Source organism: Massilia genomosp. 1 (assembly GCF_011682185.1).
Taxonomy (GTDB): Bacteria; Pseudomonadota; Gammaproteobacteria; order Burkholderiales; family Burkholderiaceae_D; genus Telluria_A; species Telluria_A rubra.
The window spans coordinates 15181-34739 of record NZ_WHJF01000008.1; the positions used below are offsets into that span (position 1 = coordinate 15181).

A 19559-nucleotide genomic window follows, 5' to 3' on the forward strand; every position below is an offset into this window, starting at 1 on the left:
CCTGACGGCGCGGCCTGACGGCGCGGCCTGACGGCGCGCCCTGACGGCACGGCCTGACCAACCTCCTCCACTACACGCTCCCCCACCCCCAGGACCTTGACCGATGACCACTGACAACAACACGCAACGCACATGCCAGGAATGCGGCTTCGACAGCTTCGACGGTACGCGCCTGTTTTACCGCTACTGGCCTGGCGCGGCAACGAGCGGCCAGCGTGCCGTCGTGCTGTTTCACCGGGGGCACGAACACGGGGGTCGCGTGGCGCACCTGGTCGACGAGTTGAAACTGCCGGACTTTGCCTTCTTCGCCTGGGATGCGCGCGGCCTGGGCCGATCAAGCGGCGAACGCGGCTACGCCGAAAGCATGGCCACCCTGATCAAGGACATGGACGCCTTCATCGCCCACATTGGCGCCACCTACGCCATCGCCCCGGCCGAGCTGGCGGTGATTGCGCAAAGCGTGGGCGCGGTGGTGGCCTCGGCCTGGGTGCATGACTACGCACCGGCGATCCGCGCCCTGGTGCTCGCTTCGCCCGCCTTCAAGGTCAAGCTGTACGTGCCGCTGGCGCGCCCCGGCCTGAAGCTGATGCAAGCCTTGCGCGGCAAGTTCTTTGTCAATTCCTACGTCAAGGCCAAGTTCCTGACCCACGATCCGGCCCGCATCGCCTCCTACAACGCCGACCCGCTGATCACCCGCCCGATCGCCGTCAACATCCTGCTCGGCCTGTACGACACGGGCGAGCGCGTGGTGGCCGACGCCGGCGCCATCACGGTGCCGACCCAGTTGCTGATCTCCGGCGCCGACTGGGTGGTGCATCACGGCCCGCAGCACGCCTTTTTCGATCGCCTGGGCAGCCCGGTCAAGGAAAAGCACGTGCTCGACGGCTTTTATCACGACACCTTGGGCGAACTCGACCGGGCCAAGGCGGTCGACCTGGCGCGCGCCTTCATCGTGCGCCAGTTCGCCGCCCCGGCATCAGTGCCGAGCCTGCTGGACGCCGACAAGCACGGCTTGACCAAGGCCGAATTCGACCACATCAGCCTGCCGCCTTCCTCGGCCGCCGCCAGCGCCTACTGGGCCATGTCGCGCTTCTGGATCGGGGTGGGCGCCAAGCTCTCGCAAGGCTTGCGCATCGGCGCCAACACCGGCTTCGACTCCGGCACCACGCTCGACTATGTGTACCGCAACAAGGCCACCGGCGTGCCCCTGCTGGGCACCCTGGTCGACCGGATTTACCTCGACAGCGTCGGCTGGCGCGGCATCCGCGTGCGCAAGACCCACCTGGAACGCCTGATCGCCAGCGCCATCACGCGCCTGGAAGCGGCGGCTACGCCGGTGCGCATCGTCGACATCGCCGCCGGCCACGGCCGCTACATCCTGGAAGCGCTGGCGCCGCAACAACAGCGGGTCGAGCAGATCCTGCTGCGCGACTACAGCGAGCTCAATGTCGATGGCGGCTCGCGCCTGATCGAATCGATGGGCCTGGCCGGGCGCGCCCGCTTCGTGCTCGGCGACGCTTTCGATCGCGCCTCGCTGGCCACGCTCACGCCGCGCCCGACCCTGGCGGTGGTGTCGGGCCTGTACGAACTGTTCCCCGACAATGCCCTGATCCGCGCTTCGCTGGCGGGCCTGGCCGAAGCGGTCGATGAAGGCGGCTACCTGGTCTACACCGGCCAGCCGTGGCATCCGCAGCTCGAACTGATCGCCCGTTCGCTGACCAGCCACCGCCAGGGCCAGGCCTGGGTCATGCGCCGCCGCACCCAGGGCGAGATGGACCAGCTGGTGGCCGCCGCCGGCTTCGAGAAAATCGACCAGTTCACCGACGAATGGGGCATTTTCACCGTCTCGCTGGCACGCCGCACCGGCGCGGCCGTGCGTTAAATGGAGGCGCTCGCGACGCCGCTGGATTCGCCAGACGCAGCCGGGCGGCCATGGCGCCGCGCCTGCGTCTGGCTGGCCTTCCTCGGCCCCTTCTTCTTCCTGACCTACGGGCTGGCCAACTGGTGGAGCGCCAGCCTGCCGCACGTGGGCAGCCTGGCCTTCGAATGGGAACGGCATATCCCGTTCTGGGACTGGACCATCCTGCCGTACATGTCGATCGACGCCTTTTATGCCGTCTCGCTGTTCATGTGCGTCACCAAAACCGAGCTCGACACCCACGCCAAGCGCCTCCTGATGGCCACCTGCGTCTCGGTGCTCTTCTTTGTCCTGTTCCCGCTGCGCTTTTCCTTCGACCGGCCCGAGACCGCCGGCTTGAACGGCGCCCTGTTTACGGCGCTGGCCGGCTTCGACAAGCCGTTCAACCAGGCGCCCTCGCTGCATATCAGCCTGCTGGTCGTGCTGTGGCTGGTGTACGCGCGCCACTTGCGCGCTCTGGCGCGGTCGCTGCTGCACATCTGGTTCTTCCTGATCGGCGTATCGGTCCTGACCACCTTCCAGCACCACGCGATCGACATCGTCGGCGGCCTGCTGGTGGCGCTGGCCTGCGTCTACGTGTTTCCCGACGCCCCGCACGGCTGGCGGCGCGCCGACACCCCGGGTACACGCGGCAAGCCGCTGGCGCTGTTGTATGGCCTTGCCGGCGCGCTCTTGTGGGCGGCGGCGGCGCTGCTGGGCGGCTGGGCCTGGCTGCTGACATGGCCCGGCACCGCCTTGCTGCTGGTGGCGCTGGCCTACAGCCACTTCGGCGTCAGCGTGTTCCAAAAACACGGCGGGCGCACCAGCTGGGCCGCGCGCACCCTGCTGCTGCCCTACCAGATGGGCGCCTGGACCTCGTCGCGCTGGTTCACGCGCGCGATTGCCGCGCGCGCCGAAGTGGCGCCGGGCGTGTGGATCGGGCGCGTGCCCGGGCGCGAAGCGCTGCCCGGCATGGCGGTGCTCGACCTGACCGCCGAATTCCACGCCGCGCCGCACAAGCGCACCCATTACGAGAGCGTGCCGATGCTCGACCTGCGCGCGCCCTCGCGGGCCCAGCTCGACGCCGCCATCGACGCCCTCGAGCGCCTGCGCGTACACGGACCGGTGCTGGTCCATTGCGCCCTCGGTTACTCGCGCAGCGCGCTGGTGATCGCCGGCTGGCTGCTGCGGCGCGGCCTGGCGGCCGACGCCGCGCAGGCGCTGGCCATGCTGCGCCAGGCGCGCCCCCAGGTGGTGCTGAACCAGGCTCAATTAACGCTGCTGGAAACGCGCGCCCATGGCTGAGCCAATCCTGCGCGAGCAAGCCACGGCCGCCGGCGTGATGGCGTCCTTCCTGCGCGTGGGCGCCCCGATCGACCAGGCCTCGTCCCTGCTGCTGGCGCTGGGCGTGGTGTGCGCGCTGCTCGGCTCCTCAAGTCCGGTGGCGCCGGTGCTGGCCCTGCTGCTCGGCCTGGCCGAGAAATACGTCGCCTGGCGTGCCGCGCTCGACGCCGACCTGTTCGCCGTGCTGGCGCGCGACCCCGGGCACGAGGCCGCCTTCGACGCCGCCCTCGGCGCCTGCATGGGCCGCAGCGATCCCTTGCCGCAACGCACACTGGCGCAGCGCTGGCAAGGCGCGCGCCGCTTCCTGCTGTGGCAAATCGGACTGCTACTGGCGCAGGCCCTGCTGCTGGCCGTCGTGCTGTTTTTGAGGTAGTGTACGGTCTTTCCCCTGCCTGTTTCCGGTGCAAGAAACATGAACAAAGACACCTTGGTCATCGAACTGGAACGCCATCTGCGCGCGCTTGCCGCCGAGCGCGAGGCGGCGCGCCGCGATCCGGCGCTGCAGGCGGCGCGCACGGCCGTCAAGCGCTACCAGGCGGCGCGCCTGGCGGCCACCCATCCCGACCTGCTGGCCGCGCCCGATACGCGCGAAGCGGCCGCGTTCTTTCTCAACGATATCTACGGCGCCCACAACCTGGGCCAGCGCGAAGCCGACCTCGAACGCATCGTGCCCAGCCTGCAACGACTGCTGCCGCTCGAATCGCTGCACACCATCACCGGCGCCATCGCGCTCGATGCGCTGACCGAAAAGCTCGATACCGGCATGGCGCGCGTGCTCGGCGCCGAGGTCGATGAAGCGGCCTACCTGATGGCCTACCGCAGCGCCAGCGCGCCGCAAGATCGCGCGCGCCAGCTCGAGCTGGTGCAGCAGCTGGGCGACTCGCTGTGCTCGCTGGTGCGCATTCCGCTCTTGTCGCTGACCCTGTCGGTGATGCGCGGGCCGGCCAGACTGGCCGGCGTGAGCGAGCTGCACCAGTTCCTCGATCGTGGCTTCTCCAGCTTCAAGAAGATGAAAAAGCCGGCCCATTTCGTGGACACCATCGTCGGGCGCGAACGGCGCGCCATGGGCCACATCTACGCCGGGCGCAAAGAACCGTTCGACGTGTTTTAGTATCGACGACAGGATAAGCGCGCGCGCCGGCCGCGTTGTTGGCTGCGCCGCTCAGTGGGGCGCTGTGGCGCGCGGGGCGGCAATGGCCGACTGGTATTCCGACTTGAAATACGCGCCGACCGTCCACACGCCGTCATACCCGCCCGGCACGAAGGTGAACTCGCCCTCATGCAGGGTGGGACGAGCGCCCACGCCCATGCGCAGCGGGTCGTTACGTTCGATCAGCAGGCGGCAGCTGTAGCGCTTGTTCACCACCAGCGCACGGCACGGCGCGACCGGTTCGATGTCGGCGATTTCGCCGCGCCGTTCGCGGGCCGACAATTTCCATCGGTAGCCCATTTTTTTGCGTGCCAGCCGCTCCCGCAGTTCGGCGTCGAGGAGTTCGGCCTGCGTCTTCGACGACGCCACCGCGTAGCGCAAGGCGCTTTCGAGCATCCTGCGCTTGATCGGGTAGCTCAGGTCGGGGGCCTCGCCGTCGGCGTCGAGGCGGCCGAAGCGCGCCTCGACAATCGCCGGATCGGCCTGGGCCACCAGCAAGTCGCCCTCTTTCTCGTCCTTGGCGACGGTGTAGGCGAACGCAAAGGCCTTGCCGTCGATATGGACCATGGCGCCGCAACCGCGCACCCCGGCCTGTTTGGCATAGCCGACCTCGCGCATGCCGCTGGACGTGGCACCAACGCCGCGCGGCAGCATGCTGTCGATCTTGTTGCGCACCGACCAGCCATCGCAGGCCGGCAGCGCGGTAAACAGCCGCATGACGCCGGCGATGGCGAACACCAGCACCACCGGTCCGGGCAGCAACAGCGCGAGTTGGATCCACATTCCCTTCGGTGGCGCGATGGGTTTGAAGTCCTTGCGTTGTTGCTCAGAGGTAAACAAGAAATCGGCATAATCGAGGATGGCGGCGCGCCTGGCGCTGCCGCCGATGAGGCCATGCAAGGCGTCGAAACGCGCGCGCGTCATCACACCGCGGTGTACCATCTGGAACAGCACGTCGCCGGGCAAGGTGAGCACCTTCTCGTACCCCATGCTTTGCAGCACGCTGTCGCGCTCGTCCGCGCGCAGCAGGCCTTCGCGCACCATCAGGTCAATGCACAGGCCGCTGCCCTCGATGCAAAACAACGCGTATTGTTCCAGCGCCTGATCGAACATGTCCTGGTCGCTGGCCAGTTCAAGGTGATCGAAGGCGGCGACCAGCTCGTCCGCCGACACCATCCCTTTGCGCATCAGCCACGCCAGGGGCTCCACCAGGGAGGGATTGGCCGCCAGCGCTTGCGCCTCGGGGTCCGCCAGGGCAAGCCGGCATCGCTTGGCGCTCAGCAGGTCGATGTGCCGCAGGTAAGCAAACGGACAGGATGGCGGCGAAGAAGGCGAAGAAGGCGAAGAAGGCGAAGAAGGCGCGGCGCCTGTCATGCGGGAACCGGGCTGGACTGGAAGCGGGCGCACATGCGCATGAGATGGTACAGATGACCCGGGCGCATATTACTTGGGCGCATCTGCGGGCGCATCCGCGCGCGCGGCGGCGAGCGCTTTTTTGCGCGCCGCGTCGATGGCCTCCTGGTACTCCTGCGTGAAACTGTCGGCCATGGCCCAGCCGTCCCCCTGGCGCACGAAGCTGAAATCGGCCTCGAACACGCTCGCCGATGCGCCGCCGAACAGCGCCAGCATGGGATCCTTGCGCTCGACCAGCAGGCGGCAACGGTAGGCGCCGCCGGGCGTGATTTCGCGGCATGGCGCCAGCGGCTCGATCTCGGGAATGTCGCGCGTGCGCTCCGGCGCGCTCTGGCTGGTGCGCGCGCCGAGGCGCGGCGTGCCGGCCACGCTCTCCATCATCTTTGCCAGGCGCGCGTCGCCGGCATCGGCCTTGAACTTGTCGGCCGCGGCCCGAAACGCCTTGTCGATATTGGCGCGCCCCACCGGCGCGCCCTTGCTGTCGGCGCTGGCGGGGCCGGCGCCCTTGCCGAAGCGCGCTTGCACGATGTCCGGATCGGCGCCGGTGACGCTGTAGCCGCCGTCCTTGCCGCGCGCCACCGTGAAGGCGTACGGCCGTTCGATCGGGCCCATGGTCAAGGTGCCGATGCAGCCGCGCACCCGGCCGACCTCGTCGAAACCGACTTCGCGGATGCCATCGACCGAGGCGCGCGGCGCGCGCTCGCCGCCGGGGCGCAGGTAAGCGTTGACGCCTTCGTCCACGTTCAGGCGGAACATGATCGACGCGACGGTGGAGGTGACCTCGCGGTCGGTGCATTTCGGGATCGGGGTCGGCCGCACCAGCGACCAGACGATATAGCCGACAAACATCAGCGCGGCGCCGATCCACAGCCACAAGGGCCCGGGGAAGATGCCATGGATGACGGCGCTGCGCGCGGACGCGGATATCTTGCCGAACATCGCTTGCACTTCGGCCAGGATGGCGGCGCGTCCGGCGCCGCCGCCGCTCACCGCGCGGATGGCGTCGAGCCGTTCATGGGTGATGAGCTCGGCATACGCCATCCAGACGAAGGCCGCCGCCGCCGAGGCCAGCACCTGGTCGCCCGGCAGCGCCTCGAGGGCGCGCGTGCGCTCCTCATCGGTGATGATGTTTTCGGCCACCAGGGTGTCGAACCAGTCGCGGTTCAAGCCTTCGCGCACGCCTTTAATCTTCAGCAATGCCATGTCGATCGCGTTCTTGATCTGTTCGCGGTCGTCGCCGCTGTAGCTGGTCAGGAAACGCTGGTATTTCTGCTCGAGATCGTCTTCTTCGAGAATGTCGCGCAAGACCAGCCACACCAGATGGTCGGCCAGCAGCGGATAGTCGGCCAGCTCGCCCGCCTGGGGATGGGCCAGCGCTTGCCGGCACTGGTAGCGCGTGATCAGGCCGCTCTGCTGGAGGACGGAAAAGTGACTGGCGCTGGATTCTTCTGACATGGACAGCTCGGACGGTTTTTGATTGCTTATTTTATAACATTAGATTTTACTTAGGGGAATTATCTATTTCCCGAGCCAGCTGCGCTTGCGCCCGGGGGCCGGGGCGCATCACGATTGGCCGCGCGCCTTGAGGATATGGCGCGCAATGCCGCGCAGGATGTTTACTTCCTCGGTCTCGAGCTGGGTGCGCGCAAACAGGCGTTTCAGGCGCGGCATGAGCTTCTTGGGATTGTCGGCGTCGAGAAAGTCGATCGCCACCAGCGCCTGTTCCAGGTGTACATACATGCCCTCGACCTGGTCCAGGCTGGCCGAATCGCCATGAAAGCCGATCGCGCTCGGCGCCGGGGCCTCGGTGTCGCCGGCCACCCGGCATTCATAGGCCAGCACCTGGGCCGCCTGGGCCAGGTTGAGCGAGGAATAGTCGGGATTGGCGGGAATATTGATCAGCACATTGCACTGCTCGACGATCTGGTTCGGCAAACCGAAGCGCTCGTTGCCGAAAATGAGCGCGGCCGACAACTCGCCCTGCCCCGCCACATGGCCGGCGAACGCGCGTGGAGTCCACACCGGCGGCGAGAATTCGCGCAGGCGCGCCGACACCGCCGCGGCGAAATTGCACCCTTCCAGGGCCTGGCCGATGCTGCCGACGATGCGCGCCCCGGTCAGCACGTCCTGGGCGCCGCTGGCGAACGCCACCGCTTCCGGGTCTTGCAAGGCATCGGGGAAGCGCGGGTTGACCAGCACCAGGTCGGAAAATCCCATGGTTTTGATGGCGCGCGCGACCGCGCCGATATTGCCGGCGCGGCTGGTCTCGACCAGGACAAATCGCAGGCGTTTGAAAACAGACGTGTTGATTTCGGGCGTGTTCATTTAAAATAGCGCTATCGCGCAGTGGCGTATGAGTAAAAACAGGGCTGACCAGCCCGCGATTTTAACCAGTTCGCCGCCGCACCGCTCTTTAATTCATTCTTGTTCTCTACCGTACGCTGCGCCCAAGGGGGCGCCGTGGGCGTTAGCGTTCTTTTAACGGAAGCTCCACATGCACCCAATGCTCAATACGGCGATCAAGGCAGCTCGCCGCGCCGCCACCGTGATCCAGCGCGCGTCCTTCGACGTCGACCGGATCAGTGTTACTGAAAAACAACACAACGATTTCGTCACCGATGTCGACCAGGCGGCCGAACAGGCGATCATCGAGACCTTGCTCAAAGCCTATCCCGACCATGCCATCCTGGCCGAGGAATCGGGTGCATCCGCCAACCTGAACGACGAGAGTGAATTCGCCTGGATCATCGACCCGATCGATGGCACCACCAATTTCATGCACGGCTATCCCAACTATTGCGTCTCGATCGCGCTGACCCAGCGCGGCATCGTCACGCAGGCCGTGATCTACGATCCGGTGCGTAACGACCTGTACACCGCCAGCAAAGGCGCCGGCGCCTACCTGAACGACAAGCGTATCCGCGTCACCAAACACGACCGCCTGGCCAACACCCTGCTGTGCTCCGGCCACGCCGCCGGCCCGCGCGCGCTGGCTGAATACATGAAAATGTACGGCGTCGTCGCCGAACGTTGCCAGGCCGTGCGCAGCGCCGGCTCGGCCGCGCTGGAACTGGCCAACGTGGCCGCCGGCCGCAGCGACGGCTTCTACGAAAAGGGCTTGAAAGCCTGGGATATCGCCGCCGGCTCGCTGCTGGTGACGGAAGCGGGCGGCATCGTCGGCGAGTTCAACGGCGAGTCCGACTACCTGCACAAGGGCGATATCATCGCCGCCAGCCCGAAGGTGTTTGGCCAGATGGTCACGCTGCTCGCGCCTTTCGCGTAAAATACGCCGTGACGCTGTACCGGAGGCCGTGTAAGGCCTCCGCTTTCCCTCCGCCAGGCTTCACAAGCCGCACGTGAAATTTCCACAGCGAAACTGATTTCTGTTAAATTTAGCATCGCTGTGTATGCCGCAATGTCGGGTGGCACCGTTTCCAGTGCCTTTGCCACCACGATTTTCTAATATTGATTGCCTGCGACTGGCGCTTATTGCATGAGCGACGGGCCGATCTCCACCATAAAGTTATCATGTCATTTTCTAAACTCGGCCTGTCCGATGCTATCGTTCGTGCCGTAACCGAACACGGTTACACCGTCCCGACCCCGATCCAGACCCAGGCGATTCCCGCCGTGCTGAACGGCGGCGACCTGCTGGCGGGCGCACAGACCGGCACCGGCAAGACCGCCGGTTTTACCCTGCCGATCCTGAACCGCCTCTCGACCGATGCGGTCGGCGCGGCCCAGGGCAGCAAAACCTCGCCGCGCTCGGTGCGCGCGCTGATCCTGACCCCGACCCGCGAACTGGCGGCCCAGGTCGAGGAAAGCGTGCGCGTGTACGGCAAGTACACCAACCTGAACTCGGCCGTGATCTTCGGCGGCGTCGGCATCAATCCGCAGATCAAGCAGCTCAAGCACGGCGTCGACATCCTGGTGGCAACGCCAGGCCGCCTGCTCGACCACATGGAACAGCGCACGGTCGACCTGTCGAAGGTCGAAATCCTGATCCTGGACGAAGCCGACCGCATGCTCGACATGGGTTTCATCCGCGACATCAAAAAAGTGCTGGCCGCCCTGCCGCCGAAGCGCCAGAACCTGCTGTTCTCGGCCACCTTCTCGGAAGAGATCAAGGCCCTGGCCGATGGCTTGCTGAACAAGCCGGCCATGATCGAAGTGGCGCGCCGCAATTCGACGGTCGAAGTCATTTCGCAGAAGATCCACCCGGTCGACCGCGACAAGAAGCATCCGATGCTGTCGCACCTGATCAAGTCGAACAAATGGACGCAGGTGCTGGTATTTACCCGCACCAAGCACGGCGCCAACAAGCTGGTCGAGCAACTCGGCGCCGATGGCATCGGCGCCATGGCGATCCACGGCAACAAGAGCCAGTCGGCGCGCACCAAGGCGCTGTCGGAATTCAAGGATGGCGCGCTGCAAGTGCTGGTCGCGACCGACATCGCCGCGCGCGGTATCGATATCGACCAATTGCCGCACGTGGTCAACTACGACCTGCCGAACATTCCTGAAGACTATGTACACCGGATCGGCCGTACCGGCCGCGCCGGCGCCACCGGCGAAGCCGTGTCGCTGGTCTGCGTGGACGAGCACGACATGCTCAAGGATATCGAAAAGCTGATCAAGCAAACCCTGCCGCGCCAGATCATCGCCGGTTTCGAGCCGGACCCGACCGCACGCGCACAGCCTGTGCAACTGCGTAGCGGCGCGCCAGGCCATGGCGGCCGTGGTGGCCGCTCCGGCGGCGGGCAAGTGGTCAAGGTTGGCGGTGGCCGTGCTCCGGCCAAGCCACGCAGCGCTGGTGGCGGCGGCGGCGGTGGTGGCGGTACGGCTGGCGCGCGCGGTCCGCGTCCGGCGGCGCCGCACCGTTCGGGTGGCCGTGGCCGTTAAGTAAGCAGCTAGTCCGGCTGGCCGGACGCACGCCTTGGCGCGTGGTCATCTGTCCATTCATCCGCAACGATGGACGGACCTTGGTGACTACGCGCTTTTAAGGTGCGCATGCTTGCGCACTCAAACACCTGTGCAGCACTATTTCAGGGAGCCAGAGATGGCGATGGCGAGTGTTGCGCTGCCCGCGACAAGGCAAGCAGGAAACACAGCCTGGACACGCATTGGCTGCCTCCTATTTTTTCTTCTTGCATTCAAGACGCCGGCCATACACTGCCAACCTTGAAGAAAGCACCCTGCTTCTCAAATTTGCCGCCATGGCGAGCACCCCCTCCTCTTGCTTGATGTGAGAAAGCACCAGCTTCATTCCCGTGTCGTCAATGATATCCTCACTGTAATACGCAGTTCCCACGATGCCAATTCCCTGATCGAGCAAGGTCATCGCAGCGACGTAATCGCCGTCGTCAATGAACTGATCCGCCCGTCCCGACAGCTTGACGGCTGCGTCGTATTCCGGTTCCAAAATACACTTCCCCGCAACTTCAGAGGCAGGTCGCACATCCATGCCACTTGCAAAAGCGCATGCAATGGCGCACGCCACTGCACAACTCATTTGATGGATCCACCCGTTTGAATACACTGCTTTACCCTTTGTGATATGCCGCTCAACGCGGCGCCTTTCAAAAAACGAGCTCGGCCGGTCGATCGCCTGCCAAGGTCACGTTCGCCACGGCCTGGCGCGCAGGGTGTCGGGCAAATCGGGATGCTAACATAACAAGTTATTTTTCAGACACTATTTATCGGTGAATGATTGCTCCACAACACCTTCCGCGGGTGCTCATTCCACCGCGTTGCCACATCGGCTGTATGAATGTGTGTGCATGCGCTTGAAAAGCATATATACTTGCTCAATCAAACATCTATACTGCTTTACTAAAGGAGATCGCAATGAATGAACTGAATTCCCATGCCGAACTGTGCCTGCGCATGGCGCGCGCCAACGCGGCCCTCCTGCGCCGCTTCGACAATTCCCTGGGCGGACACCACGGTATCAGCTTTTCGGACTTCCAGATCCTCAACCACCTGAGCCGCGCACCGGGCGGCCGCCTGCGCCGGGTCGACCTGGCCGAGCGGCTGGGACTGACCGCGTCCGGCATCACGCGCAGCCTGCTGCCGCTGGAAAAGATCGGCCTGGTCACGCGCGAAGCCGATCCGCGCGACGCCCGCGTCGGCTTTGCCGTCATCACCGCCAGCGGGCAGGAACTGGCGCTCAACGCCAGCGATGTCGTCGACCTGATCAGCCGCGAAGCGCTGCGTCCCTTCCCACCGGACCAGCTCGAAGCGATGTCGGCCATCCTGGGCCAGATCGCCGGCATCAACCTGAGCAACAGCTAAGCCCATGGACGATCAACAACAAGCGCGCGCGGCCCTGCTGGGCGAGCCGAATTTCCGCTGGATGATGGGCGGCGCCATCATCTCGGCCATGGGCGACCAGTTCACCATGATCGCCCTGCCCTGGCTGGTGCTGGTGAGCACCGGCGACCCGCTCAAGATGGGCCTGGTGATTGCCCTGATGAGCGTGCCGCGCGCCGTGTTTATCTTGCTCGGCGGCGCCCTGGTCGACCACTACTCGCCCAAGTCGATGCTGATGATCAGCAAGTACGTGAATACCGTCTTGCTGGGCTTGCTGGCAGCGATGGTCTTGAGCGGCCACACACAATTGTTGCTGATCGGCGCGCTGGCGCTGGCGATCGGCTTCGCCTCGGCCTTCAGCATCCCGGCCGGCACCTCGATGCTGCCGAACGTGGTGGCGCCGGCGCAACTGCCGCTGGCCAACGGCGTGATGATGGGGATCCGCCAGGTGATCATGCTGGCCGGGCCGCTGCTGGCCGGCATGCTGATCGCGCTGTTCGGCGACGGCAGCCGCGCCGGCGGCGCCGCTAACGCGAACGGCATCGGCATCGCCTTCGCGCTCGACAGCGCCAGCTTCTTGCTGTCGGCCTGGACCTTGTCCAAGGTGCGCCTGCTGCATGCGGCGCCGAAAACGGCGCCGCAACCGGTGCTGCGCGCGGTCGGCGCCGGCGTCAAGATGGTGTGGAACGACATGGCGCTGCGCACCAGCATGCTGTACTGGGGCCTGTGCGCTTTCGTGGTGGGCGGCGCGATGCAGGTGGCGCTGCCGGTGCTGGCCAAGACGGTGCTGCACGGCGCCTCGGCGCTGGGCCTGATCATGGGCGTGCATGGGGCCGGCAGCCTGGCCGGGATGGCGCTCAGCGGCGTGCTGGGCAAGTTCCGGGTCCGCAATTTCGGCACCACGGTGCTGCTGGTCGATGTGCTGGTCGGGCTGCTGCTCGTCCCGCTGGGGCTGGTGGCGGCGACCTGGCAGGCGGCGGCTCTGCTGCTGGCGATCGGCGTACTGGGCGGCTTCATGCAGGTGGCCGTGTTCAGCTGGCTGCAGCAACGCGTGCCGCGCGCCATGCTGGGGCGGGCCATGAGCATCTTCATGTTCATCGTCATGGGCGTGGCGCCACTGTCGGCCGCGCTGACCGGCTGGCTGCTGCAATACATGACCCTGGCGCAACTGTTCGGTGGCGCCGGATTGTTCCTGGTGGGGGCGGCGCTGCTGGCCTGGCTGCTCACGCCGATGGGGACGATTGCGGATGGGGCAATGCCGACGTCAGGCAAGTAAGGTCCAGGGGCGCGGACAGCGTGATCCGGACAGCCTCCGGCACGATGCCTGCGAACCTGCGGTATTGAGGTCACAATCTGTGATCTCAATACCGCCGGGGAAGTAGCCTCGCTAGTGATAAGAAGATGCAGCGCCGACGCTTCAATACCCGGCGTATTGAGGTCACGCCACGACCAACAATGTGGTTTACGATAGCGGCTTGCCAACGTCCAGGTCTCCCGATGCCCAAATTCTGCGCCAACCTCAGCCTGATGTTCACCGAAGTGAGCTTCCTCGACCGCTTCGCCGCCGCGCGCGCCAATGGTTTCGACGGCGTCGAGTTCTTGTTCCCCTACGCTGTCGACGCCGACCAGATCGCCGAGCGCCTGGCGCGCTGCGGCGTGCAACTGGTGCTGCACAACCTGCCGCCGGGCGACTGGAACGCGGGCGAGCGCGGCCTGGCCTGCGACCCGCGCCGCACCGGCCAATTCCAGGACAGCGTGGCGCTGGCCCTCGACTACGCCGTCGCGCTCGGCGTGCGCCGCCTGCACTGCCTGGCCGGCATCGTGCCGCCCGGCCTCGCGCCCGAACACGCGCACCAGACCTACATCGCCAACCTGCGCTTCGCCGCCGCCCAACTGGCCGCGCATGGCATCGACCTCATGATCGAGCCGATCAACACCTACGACATGCCGGGCTACTTCCTCACCGGCAGCGCCCAGGCTGCGGCGGTGATCGCCGAGTGCGCCGCGCCGAACCTGTTCATGCAATACGACATCTATCACATGCAGCGCATGGAAGGCGAACTGGCCAATACGATCCGCGCCCACCTGCCCCTGATCGGCCACATCCAGGCCGCCGACAACCCGGGCCGCCACGAACCGGGCACCGGCGAAATCCATTACCGCTACCTGTTCGCCCTGCTCGACGAACTCGGCTACAAAGGCTGGGTCGGCTGCGAATACCATCCGCGCGGCGAGACCATCGCCGGCCTGCATTGGCGTCGCGTATTTACTTAATTCATGGCAAAATCAACAACATGATCGTCGGCATATTTCGCCAATGGAAACATGAGCGAAGTTTGACTTTAAGCAAACTGGATTCAAATCAACGGCGCAAGAATAGGAACTTCTGGCCAGCCTTCCCGCGCCAGCCTGAAAGGATGTATGAACGCCCTTCGCACCCTCTGCACCTCCGCCCTCCTCGCCGCCAGCCTGCTGCTGGGCGGCTGCGCCAGCAACCGGGTCAACCTGGAGGAGGTGCGCGAATTCGCCGACGCCTCGGCCCGGCTGGGCGGCTACGACGAACTGTCCACGCGCTACCGCGACACCTATCTGCGCGAGCAACCCTACCTGCCGCCCGCCGCCGAAAAAGTCGCCAGGGACAACGACGCCAGGCGGCACGCCGCCTACAACGACTTCGTGGCCATCCAGCAAGCCGTGGTGCTGTACATGCAGACATTGAGCCAGCTGGCGGGCCAGGGGCGCTACGATTTCACGCCGCAGATCGACACCTTTAGCGTGGGCCTGAGCGGCATGAGCAACACCACGCTCGGCCAGAAGCAGGTGGCCGCCTACACCGGCCTGACGCGCCTGCTGACGCGCGCGATCACCTCGCACTTCCAGAAAGAGAGCGTGGAAACCATGGTGCGCGAAGGCGACGCCGATGTGCGCGTGCTGCTCGACGCGATGATCAGCCTGACCGACATCTACGCCAGCGCCCACGAGAATGAAAAGAAAACCGTGCTCGGCTTTTTCGAGGTGGCCCTGCCCCTGGCCGACCGGCCGCAGGACCGCCTGCTGTACACCCTGGCGCGCGCCCATGTGCAAGCCAAGACCAGCGAGTACCGCCTGATCGACCGCCGCATCGACCTGGCGCGCCAGGGCCTGGCCAAGGTGGTGCAGGGACACCAGCAACTGCGCGAAAACCTCGCCACCATGTCCGCGTCCGAGATGCGCCACATGCTCTCCGGCGTGGTGCGCGACCTGCGCCTGATTCGCGCCGGCCTGGCAACCGACTAAACCGACCCGAGGTGTGCTATGAAGACCGATCAAGACGGACTGGCCAGTGTGGAAGACATCATGGCGCTGGCCGCGCAATTATCAGGCGTCGCCGGCGCCATCCATGAACGCGCGCTGGTGGCCATCCGCGCGCCGGCCGACGCCAGGCTGGGCGAGGACGAGCGCAACGGCGCCTTCGCCCTGCTCGACGACGAACTGCTGTTGCGCCAGCACGTGCATGCCCTGTACCTGGACGCCGCGCGCGCCGTGGTCAAGGGCCTGGGCCAGCCGCAACAGCACGTGCTGGCCCTGACCGCCGACGCCGCCGAAAAAATCCGCAAGATCACCGTCATCGCCAACATCACCGGGCTGGTGGCGGCGGTGGTCGGACTGGCCGGCGCGGCGGCCAGCGGCGCGCCCGGCACCGTCTCGCTGGCGCTCAAGGATGTGCGCGACCATATCAAGGCGATCAAGGCCAAATAAGGTTCTGTCCGGCCAGATAGCCATCAGCGCCGGCGCGCGTGCGCCGGTATTCAGCGCCGCGCGAACGCGCTACACTCCTCTCAATGCGCGCGCGGCCACCCGGGCCGCTACGCCAACACAACATCAACTTTCCCGAGCCTCGATCATGAACGGACTGGAACCTGGGCAGCTTGCGCTTCTCAAAGCCGTCCTCGAACAGCGGCTGGCCGAACTGGCCCGCCACGACGAGGCCGAGGTGGCGGCCGGCCCGCGCGACCTGGCGGTGCAGGAGGTCGAAACCTCACCCGCCGACAAAGCCACCGTGCGCCTGCTCAACGACCTGGCGCTGGAAGCGGCCGGCCACCACGTGGCGCAACAGCGCACCATCGGCCAGGCGCTGGCGCGCATCGACGACGGCAGTTACGGGGAATGCGAGGAATGCGGCAATCCGATCGGCTTTTCGCGCCTGCAGGCGCGCCCGGAAGCGCGCCTGTGCATCGCCTGCCAGACCCGCGCCGAGAAGCGCTGACGCACGCGTCCATCGGGCGCGCCAGGCGCACAGCGAGCCGCAAGGCGCGGCCAACCGGCGCGCGCCCGCGGGCGTTTTCAGCTCATGTGCTGTCCGCCATTGATGGCGATGTTGGCGCCCGTCACGAACGCCGCCTCGTCCGACGACAGGTAGGCGACCAGGCCCGCCACTTCCTCCGGCTCGCCCAGCCGTCCGACCGGAATCTGCGGCAGGATGCGGCTGCTCATCACCTCCTCCGGCACCGCCATCGCCATATTGGTGCGCAGGTAGCCCGGCGAGACCGTGTTGACGGTCACGTGATGGCGCGCCATTTCGAGCGCCAGCGCCTTGGTGAAACCGTGCATGCCGGCCTTGGCGGCGGCATAGTTGGTCTGCCCGAAAGCGCCTTTCTGTCCGTTCACCGACGAAATATTGATGATCCGCCCCCAGCCCTGCGCGATCATCGGTTCGATCGCCTGCTTGGACAGGTTGAACACGCTGTCGAGATTGGTGCGCATGACATCGACCCAGTCGTCGTGGGCCATCTTGGCCAGGCTGCGGTCGCGCGTGATGCCGGCGTTATTGACCAGCACATCCAGGCGCCCCTGTTCGGACAACAGTTTTTGCACCATCCATTCGCTGTCGGCAAAGTCGCCCACATCGACCTTGTACGCGGAAAAGCGGAAGCCTTCGTCGCGCTGCGCCGCCAGCCAGCCCTCGGGCGAACTGTTGTGCGGCGAATAGGTGGCCGCCACGCTGAATCCTGCCCGGTGCAAACGCTGGCAAATTGCCGTACCCAAACCTCCCATGCCCCCGGTTACGAGTGCCACTCTTTTGATTTCCATCATGCTTTCCTGTCATCGTGGTGAAGTCCGAACCCAAGTCTAGGGTGCTTACCGTGCGCAACATTGAGCAATATCAAAGCTTGGGGAAAGATGGTTTAAGATGATGCCTATCACGGCCATCGAAACAGGAGCATGCATGGCGTACCAGACTATCCTCGTTCACGTCGACGACAATCCCTCGGTTTCCGGGCGCATCGGCGTGGCCATCGCGCTGGCCAGGCAAGGCGGACACCTGGTCGGGGTGGCGCCGACGGGCGTGGCGCGCGCGCTCCATCCGAGCCTGCCGCCCGGCCAGAGCGACCCCACCCTGGCGCTGCACCTGGGCTTTTTGCGCGAACAGGCGCAGGCCGCGCTGGCGGCGTTTAGCGCGCGCTGCGCGGCGGCCGGGCTGACCTCCTACGAAGGGCGCGTGATCGACGACGACGCCGCCGGCGGCCTGTGCCTGCATGGCCGGGTGGCCGATGTGATCGTGCTCAGCCAGTCCGATCCCGATCGGGGCGGACCGGGCCTGCTGGCCGACCTGCCCGCCGACGTGGTGCTGCACGCCGGCACCCCGGTGCTGATCGCGCCGTTCTCGGGCGAGCGCGCCAGCGTCGGGCAGCGCGTGCTGGTGTCGTGGGACGCCAGCCGCGAAGCGGCCATCGCGCTGCGCCTGGCGCTGCCGCTGCTGCGCCACGCGACCAGCGTCGAGCTGGCGGTGTTCGATACCGGGCCGGGCGGTCACACGGTGGCCGAAGCGCAGGCGGCCGATCCGCGCGCCTGGCTGGCGCGGCACGGGGTGCGCGCCAGTTTCGCGATCCACCCGCTGGCCCACAAGCGCCAGCACGTGGGCGAGGCCCTGCTGGCGCTGGTCGCGCAGAAAAATGCCGACCTGCTGGTAATGGGCGCCTACGGTCACTCGCGCATGCGCGAAACCATCCTGGGCGGGGTCACGCGCACCTTGTTCGAATCGATGAGCGTGCCGGTGCTGATGGCGCACTAAAACACATCTCGCCAGATCGGCGCCGCTACTGGGGGGGCTCGAAAAACCGTAGCGAGCGGCGTCAGTTTCGTCCGAGAAGCGCAGCCGTACGAATGTACGGTGAGCATCGCCGGGTGAAAATAACGCCGCGCAGTAGGTTTTTCGAGGTCCCCTACTGGCGCGCCTGCCAGAGAGGGCAGCGTCGTTCGTCCTTGCATGGCAAGCCATGCAAGCTCCCCGCGCCTTGTCCGCGCTGACCATGCATTGCCTGAGGCCATGTCCGCAACGTTTTCGCGGATCTAACGAGGCAGGCTCTGGAGACAACGACAGAATAAATCGACCGGAAAGGCTGGTGATTGATGTCCCATGTAGCGCCACTCAGCACCGCTATCAGCGGTGACAGGCTGGTCCGGCAATACCTTGGCGACCCGTCGCAGCGTCATACCACGCCAACAGGCGACGCCTACGTCGATCGGGAAACGGCCAGGGGCTATATGGATGGCGTCAAGGATTTGACGGAAGGCGAGCGTTGGTGCGATCCGCGCAATGCGCCACCGCACGAAATTCATATCGACGTCGTCCAGGCCATCGCTCAATCAAGCGCTGATCGGCGCAGGACGAACGCTGCCGTCCTGGTGCTGGAAACCCTGTCCCGTCTCTATCCTTGCAAGCCAAACGCAGGCAAGTCATGAAGTCCGCAAAAACCGGGACGCTGCGCGCCATGGCATCGCCAATCGAAGCGGCGTCGTCGCGTTTTTCTGCATCCGCGGTGCGGGCGCAGCGAACGGCGGCCACATCGACTTGATTGAGCCAGATGGCCACGGCTTCCATGTTTGCGCGATGAGCCGCTAGCAGGAGCCGGTTGTTCAAGTATGGCGCGCGGGCGGTATACCGAAACAGGCGCCAGGCGCCCGGACAGCGTCTCAATGCCAGTCGAGTTCGCGGATGCGCGAGACCTGGCGGCGCGCCATCAAGGCCCACAGTTGCTGGGCCAGGGGCAGGTCGGCGCTCATCCGGCGCGGCGGCGCGAGCGCCAGTTCGCAGTCGCGGTCGGACCATTCTTCGAAACGGATATGGCCGCCGCTGCTCACTTCGATCACATACATGAGGCCATCGTCGTAGCCGAAGCGCAAAGCCGCGCTGGCCGGTTCGGGCGCGGCAGCGGGCGCGCCACTGGCCTTGCCTTTGCCTTTGCCCTTTACCTGGCGCAGCGGCGCGTACAACTCGGCCAAGACCGCCGCCAGCTGTGCCTCGGTGGGCGCGGCGATGTCGCGTCCGTCCATGCTCGTCAGGGTGAGCCAGGCTTGAGTCATGGTCGCGTTCTCCCGGAGGCACGCAGTCACCGGCGCGGATGCCCCGGCTGGACTGGTACGTGGATGCACTATGTAAAGAGCATAATACCCAAAAAGCTG

The 19559-nt window shown here is 65.8% G+C and carries 20 protein-coding genes; 14 read left to right on the forward strand and 6 right to left on the reverse strand.

Annotated elements, in window-relative coordinates; genetic code table 11:
* Positions 1-103: 103 nt before the first annotated feature.
* Genes F1735_RS04645 through F1735_RS04660 form a run of 4 tightly spaced genes read left to right on the forward strand, consistent with a single transcriptional unit; the run spans position 104 to position 4352 of the window.
* Positions 104-1882, forward strand: coding sequence for a bifunctional alpha/beta hydrolase/class I SAM-dependent methyltransferase (locus F1735_RS04645; protein WP_167235840.1), 1779 nt, complete (start codon positions 104-106; stop codon positions 1880-1882).
* Positions 1883-3202 (forward strand): phosphatase PAP2/dual specificity phosphatase family protein, encoded by a 1320-nt coding sequence (locus F1735_RS04650; RefSeq protein WP_167235841.1) that lies wholly within the window; start codon positions 1883-1885, stop codon positions 3200-3202.
* The gene (locus tag F1735_RS04655; protein ID WP_167235842.1) at positions 3195-3614 is read left to right on the forward strand and encodes a hypothetical protein; all 420 of its coding nucleotides are present in this window, start codon (positions 3195-3197) and stop codon (positions 3612-3614) included. Before F1735_RS04650 ends, F1735_RS04655 begins: the two co-directional genes overlap by 8 nt.
* Positions 3615-3653: 39 nt before the next feature.
* Positions 3654-4352, forward strand: a complete 699-nt coding sequence (locus tag F1735_RS04660) for an FFLEELY motif protein (RefSeq protein WP_167235843.1) — start codon at positions 3654-3656, stop codon at positions 4350-4352.
* 51 nt (positions 4353-4403) lie between these two features.
* Here F1735_RS04660 and F1735_RS04665 read toward each other — a convergent pair whose 3' ends face one another.
* From F1735_RS04665 to F1735_RS04675, 3 genes are all read right to left on the reverse strand, one after another.
* Positions 4404-5765 carry a hypothetical protein gene (locus F1735_RS04665; protein WP_167235844.1) on the reverse strand — a complete coding sequence of 454 codons (1362 nt, stop codon included), beginning with the start codon at positions 5763-5765 and terminating at the stop codon, positions 4404-4406.
* Positions 5766-5834: 69 nt separating this feature from the next.
* Positions 5835-7259 carry a hypothetical protein gene (locus tag F1735_RS04670; RefSeq protein WP_167235845.1) on the reverse strand — a complete coding sequence of 475 codons (1425 nt, stop codon included), beginning with the start codon at positions 7257-7259 and terminating at the stop codon, positions 5835-5837.
* Positions 7260-7367: 108 nt separating this feature from the next.
* The gene (locus F1735_RS04675) at positions 7368-8129 is read right to left on the reverse strand and encodes an RNA methyltransferase (protein WP_167235846.1); all 762 of its coding nucleotides are present in this window, start codon (positions 8127-8129) and stop codon (positions 7368-7370) included.
* 178 nt (positions 8130-8307) lie between these two features.
* Between F1735_RS04675 and F1735_RS04680 the strand changes: the two genes are divergently transcribed.
* On the forward strand, positions 8308-9087 hold the full coding sequence (locus F1735_RS04680; protein ID WP_167227123.1) for an inositol monophosphatase family protein: 780 nt from the start codon (positions 8308-8310) through the stop codon (positions 9085-9087).
* 245 nt (positions 9088-9332) lie between these two features.
* Complete coding sequence (locus F1735_RS04685; protein WP_167235847.1) at positions 9333-10706, forward strand: DEAD/DEAH box helicase; 1374 nt, start codon at positions 9333-9335, stop codon at positions 10704-10706.
* A gap of 232 nt (positions 10707-10938) precedes the next feature.
* On the opposite strand, the gene F1735_RS04690 is transcribed toward F1735_RS04685, so the two are convergent.
* Complete coding sequence (locus tag F1735_RS04690; protein ID WP_167235848.1) at positions 10939-11316, reverse strand: hypothetical protein; 378 nt, start codon at positions 11314-11316, stop codon at positions 10939-10941.
* Between the two features lie 335 nt (positions 11317-11651).
* On the opposite strand from F1735_RS04690, the gene F1735_RS04695 reads away from it, so the two are divergent.
* The 6 genes from F1735_RS04695 to F1735_RS04720 all read left to right on the forward strand — a co-directional run bounded on the left by F1735_RS04695 (position 11652) and on the right by F1735_RS04720 (position 16362).
* The gene (locus tag F1735_RS04695) at positions 11652-12098 is read left to right on the forward strand and encodes a MarR family winged helix-turn-helix transcriptional regulator (protein WP_167227020.1); all 447 of its coding nucleotides are present in this window, start codon (positions 11652-11654) and stop codon (positions 12096-12098) included.
* A gap of 4 nt (positions 12099-12102) precedes the next feature.
* The gene (locus F1735_RS04700) at positions 12103-13392 is read left to right on the forward strand and encodes an MFS transporter (RefSeq protein ID WP_167235849.1); all 1290 of its coding nucleotides are present in this window, start codon (positions 12103-12105) and stop codon (positions 13390-13392) included.
* A 221-nt stretch (positions 13393-13613) separates the two neighbouring features.
* Positions 13614-14390: a hydroxypyruvate isomerase gene (hyi, locus tag F1735_RS04705; RefSeq protein ID WP_167235850.1), complete on the forward strand. Its 777-nt coding sequence runs from the start codon at positions 13614-13616 to the stop codon at positions 14388-14390.
* A 147-nt stretch (positions 14391-14537) separates the two neighbouring features.
* Entirely contained in the window at positions 14538-15392 is an 855-nt protein-coding gene (locus F1735_RS04710) for a hypothetical protein (protein WP_167235851.1), read from the forward strand.
* An 18-nt stretch (positions 15393-15410) separates the two neighbouring features.
* Positions 15411-15854: a hypothetical protein gene (locus F1735_RS04715; RefSeq protein ID WP_167235852.1), complete on the forward strand. Its 444-nt coding sequence runs from the start codon at positions 15411-15413 to the stop codon at positions 15852-15854.
* A gap of 145 nt (positions 15855-15999) precedes the next feature.
* On the forward strand, positions 16000-16362 hold the full coding sequence (locus tag F1735_RS04720) for a TraR/DksA family transcriptional regulator (protein WP_167235853.1): 363 nt from the start codon (positions 16000-16002) through the stop codon (positions 16360-16362).
* A gap of 77 nt (positions 16363-16439) precedes the next feature.
* Here the strand turns inward: F1735_RS04720 and phbB are convergent, their stop codons facing one another.
* Positions 16440-17186 (reverse strand): acetoacetyl-CoA reductase, encoded by a 747-nt coding sequence (phbB, locus tag F1735_RS04725; RefSeq protein WP_187364154.1) that lies wholly within the window; start codon positions 17184-17186, stop codon positions 16440-16442.
* 136 nt (positions 17187-17322) lie between these two features.
* On the opposite strand from phbB, the gene F1735_RS04730 reads away from it, so the two are divergent.
* Together F1735_RS04730 and F1735_RS04735 are read left to right on the forward strand one after the other, a co-directional pair.
* Positions 17323-18168, forward strand: coding sequence for a universal stress protein (locus F1735_RS04730; RefSeq protein ID WP_167235854.1), 846 nt, complete (start codon positions 17323-17325; stop codon positions 18166-18168).
* Between the two features lie 338 nt (positions 18169-18506).
* On the forward strand, positions 18507-18839 hold the full coding sequence (locus F1735_RS04735) for a Rap1a/Tai family immunity protein (protein ID WP_167235855.1): 333 nt from the start codon (positions 18507-18509) through the stop codon (positions 18837-18839).
* A gap of 231 nt (positions 18840-19070) precedes the next feature.
* Here F1735_RS04735 and F1735_RS04740 read toward each other — a convergent pair whose 3' ends face one another.
* On the reverse strand, positions 19071-19460 hold the full coding sequence (locus tag F1735_RS04740) for a hypothetical protein (RefSeq protein WP_167235856.1): 390 nt from the start codon (positions 19458-19460) through the stop codon (positions 19071-19073).
* Positions 19461-19559 lie beyond the last annotated feature (99 nt).

Coding starts and splice junctions, on each gene's coding strand:
- hyi (WP_167235850.1), top strand. CDS start 13,614: ATGCCCAAATTCTGCGCCAACCTCAGCCTGATGTTCACCGAAGTGAGC.
- F1735_RS04670 (WP_167235845.1), bottom strand. CDS start 7,259: ATGTCAGAAGAATCCAGCGCCAGTCACTTTTCCGTCCTCCAGCAGAGC.
- F1735_RS04650 (WP_167235841.1), top strand. CDS start 1,883: ATGGAGGCGCTCGCGACGCCGCTGGATTCGCCAGACGCAGCCGGGCGG.
- F1735_RS04645 (WP_167235840.1), top strand. CDS start 104: ATGACCACTGACAACAACACGCAACGCACATGCCAGGAATGCGGCTTC.
- F1735_RS04720 (WP_167235853.1), top strand. CDS start 16,000: ATGAACGGACTGGAACCTGGGCAGCTTGCGCTTCTCAAAGCCGTCCTC.
- F1735_RS04730 (WP_167235854.1), top strand. CDS start 17,323: ATGGCGTACCAGACTATCCTCGTTCACGTCGACGACAATCCCTCGGTT.
- F1735_RS04660 (WP_167235843.1), top strand. CDS start 3,654: ATGAACAAAGACACCTTGGTCATCGAACTGGAACGCCATCTGCGCGCG.
- F1735_RS04735 (WP_167235855.1), top strand. CDS start 18,507: ATGTCCCATGTAGCGCCACTCAGCACCGCTATCAGCGGTGACAGGCTG.
- F1735_RS04715 (WP_167235852.1), top strand. CDS start 15,411: ATGAAGACCGATCAAGACGGACTGGCCAGTGTGGAAGACATCATGGCG.
- F1735_RS04685 (WP_167235847.1), top strand. CDS start 9,333: ATGTCATTTTCTAAACTCGGCCTGTCCGATGCTATCGTTCGTGCCGTA.
- F1735_RS04665 (WP_167235844.1), bottom strand. CDS start 5,765: ATGACAGGCGCCGCGCCTTCTTCGCCTTCTTCGCCTTCTTCGCCTTCT.
- F1735_RS04700 (WP_167235849.1), top strand. CDS start 12,103: ATGGACGATCAACAACAAGCGCGCGCGGCCCTGCTGGGCGAGCCGAAT.
- F1735_RS04710 (WP_167235851.1), top strand. CDS start 14,538: ATGAACGCCCTTCGCACCCTCTGCACCTCCGCCCTCCTCGCCGCCAGC.
- F1735_RS04740 (WP_167235856.1), bottom strand. CDS start 19,460: ATGACTCAAGCCTGGCTCACCCTGACGAGCATGGACGGACGCGACATC.
- F1735_RS04680 (WP_167227123.1), top strand. CDS start 8,308: ATGCTCAATACGGCGATCAAGGCAGCTCGCCGCGCCGCCACCGTGATC.
- phbB (WP_187364154.1), bottom strand. CDS start 17,186: ATGGAAATCAAAAGAGTGGCACTCGTAACCGGGGGCATGGGAGGTTTG.
- F1735_RS04695 (WP_167227020.1), top strand. CDS start 11,652: ATGAATGAACTGAATTCCCATGCCGAACTGTGCCTGCGCATGGCGCGC.
- F1735_RS04690 (WP_167235848.1), bottom strand. CDS start 11,316: ATGAGTTGTGCAGTGGCGTGCGCCATTGCATGCGCTTTTGCAAGTGGC.
- F1735_RS04655 (WP_167235842.1), top strand. CDS start 3,195: ATGGCTGAGCCAATCCTGCGCGAGCAAGCCACGGCCGCCGGCGTGATG.
- F1735_RS04675 (WP_167235846.1), bottom strand. CDS start 8,129: ATGAACACGCCCGAAATCAACACGTCTGTTTTCAAACGCCTGCGATTT.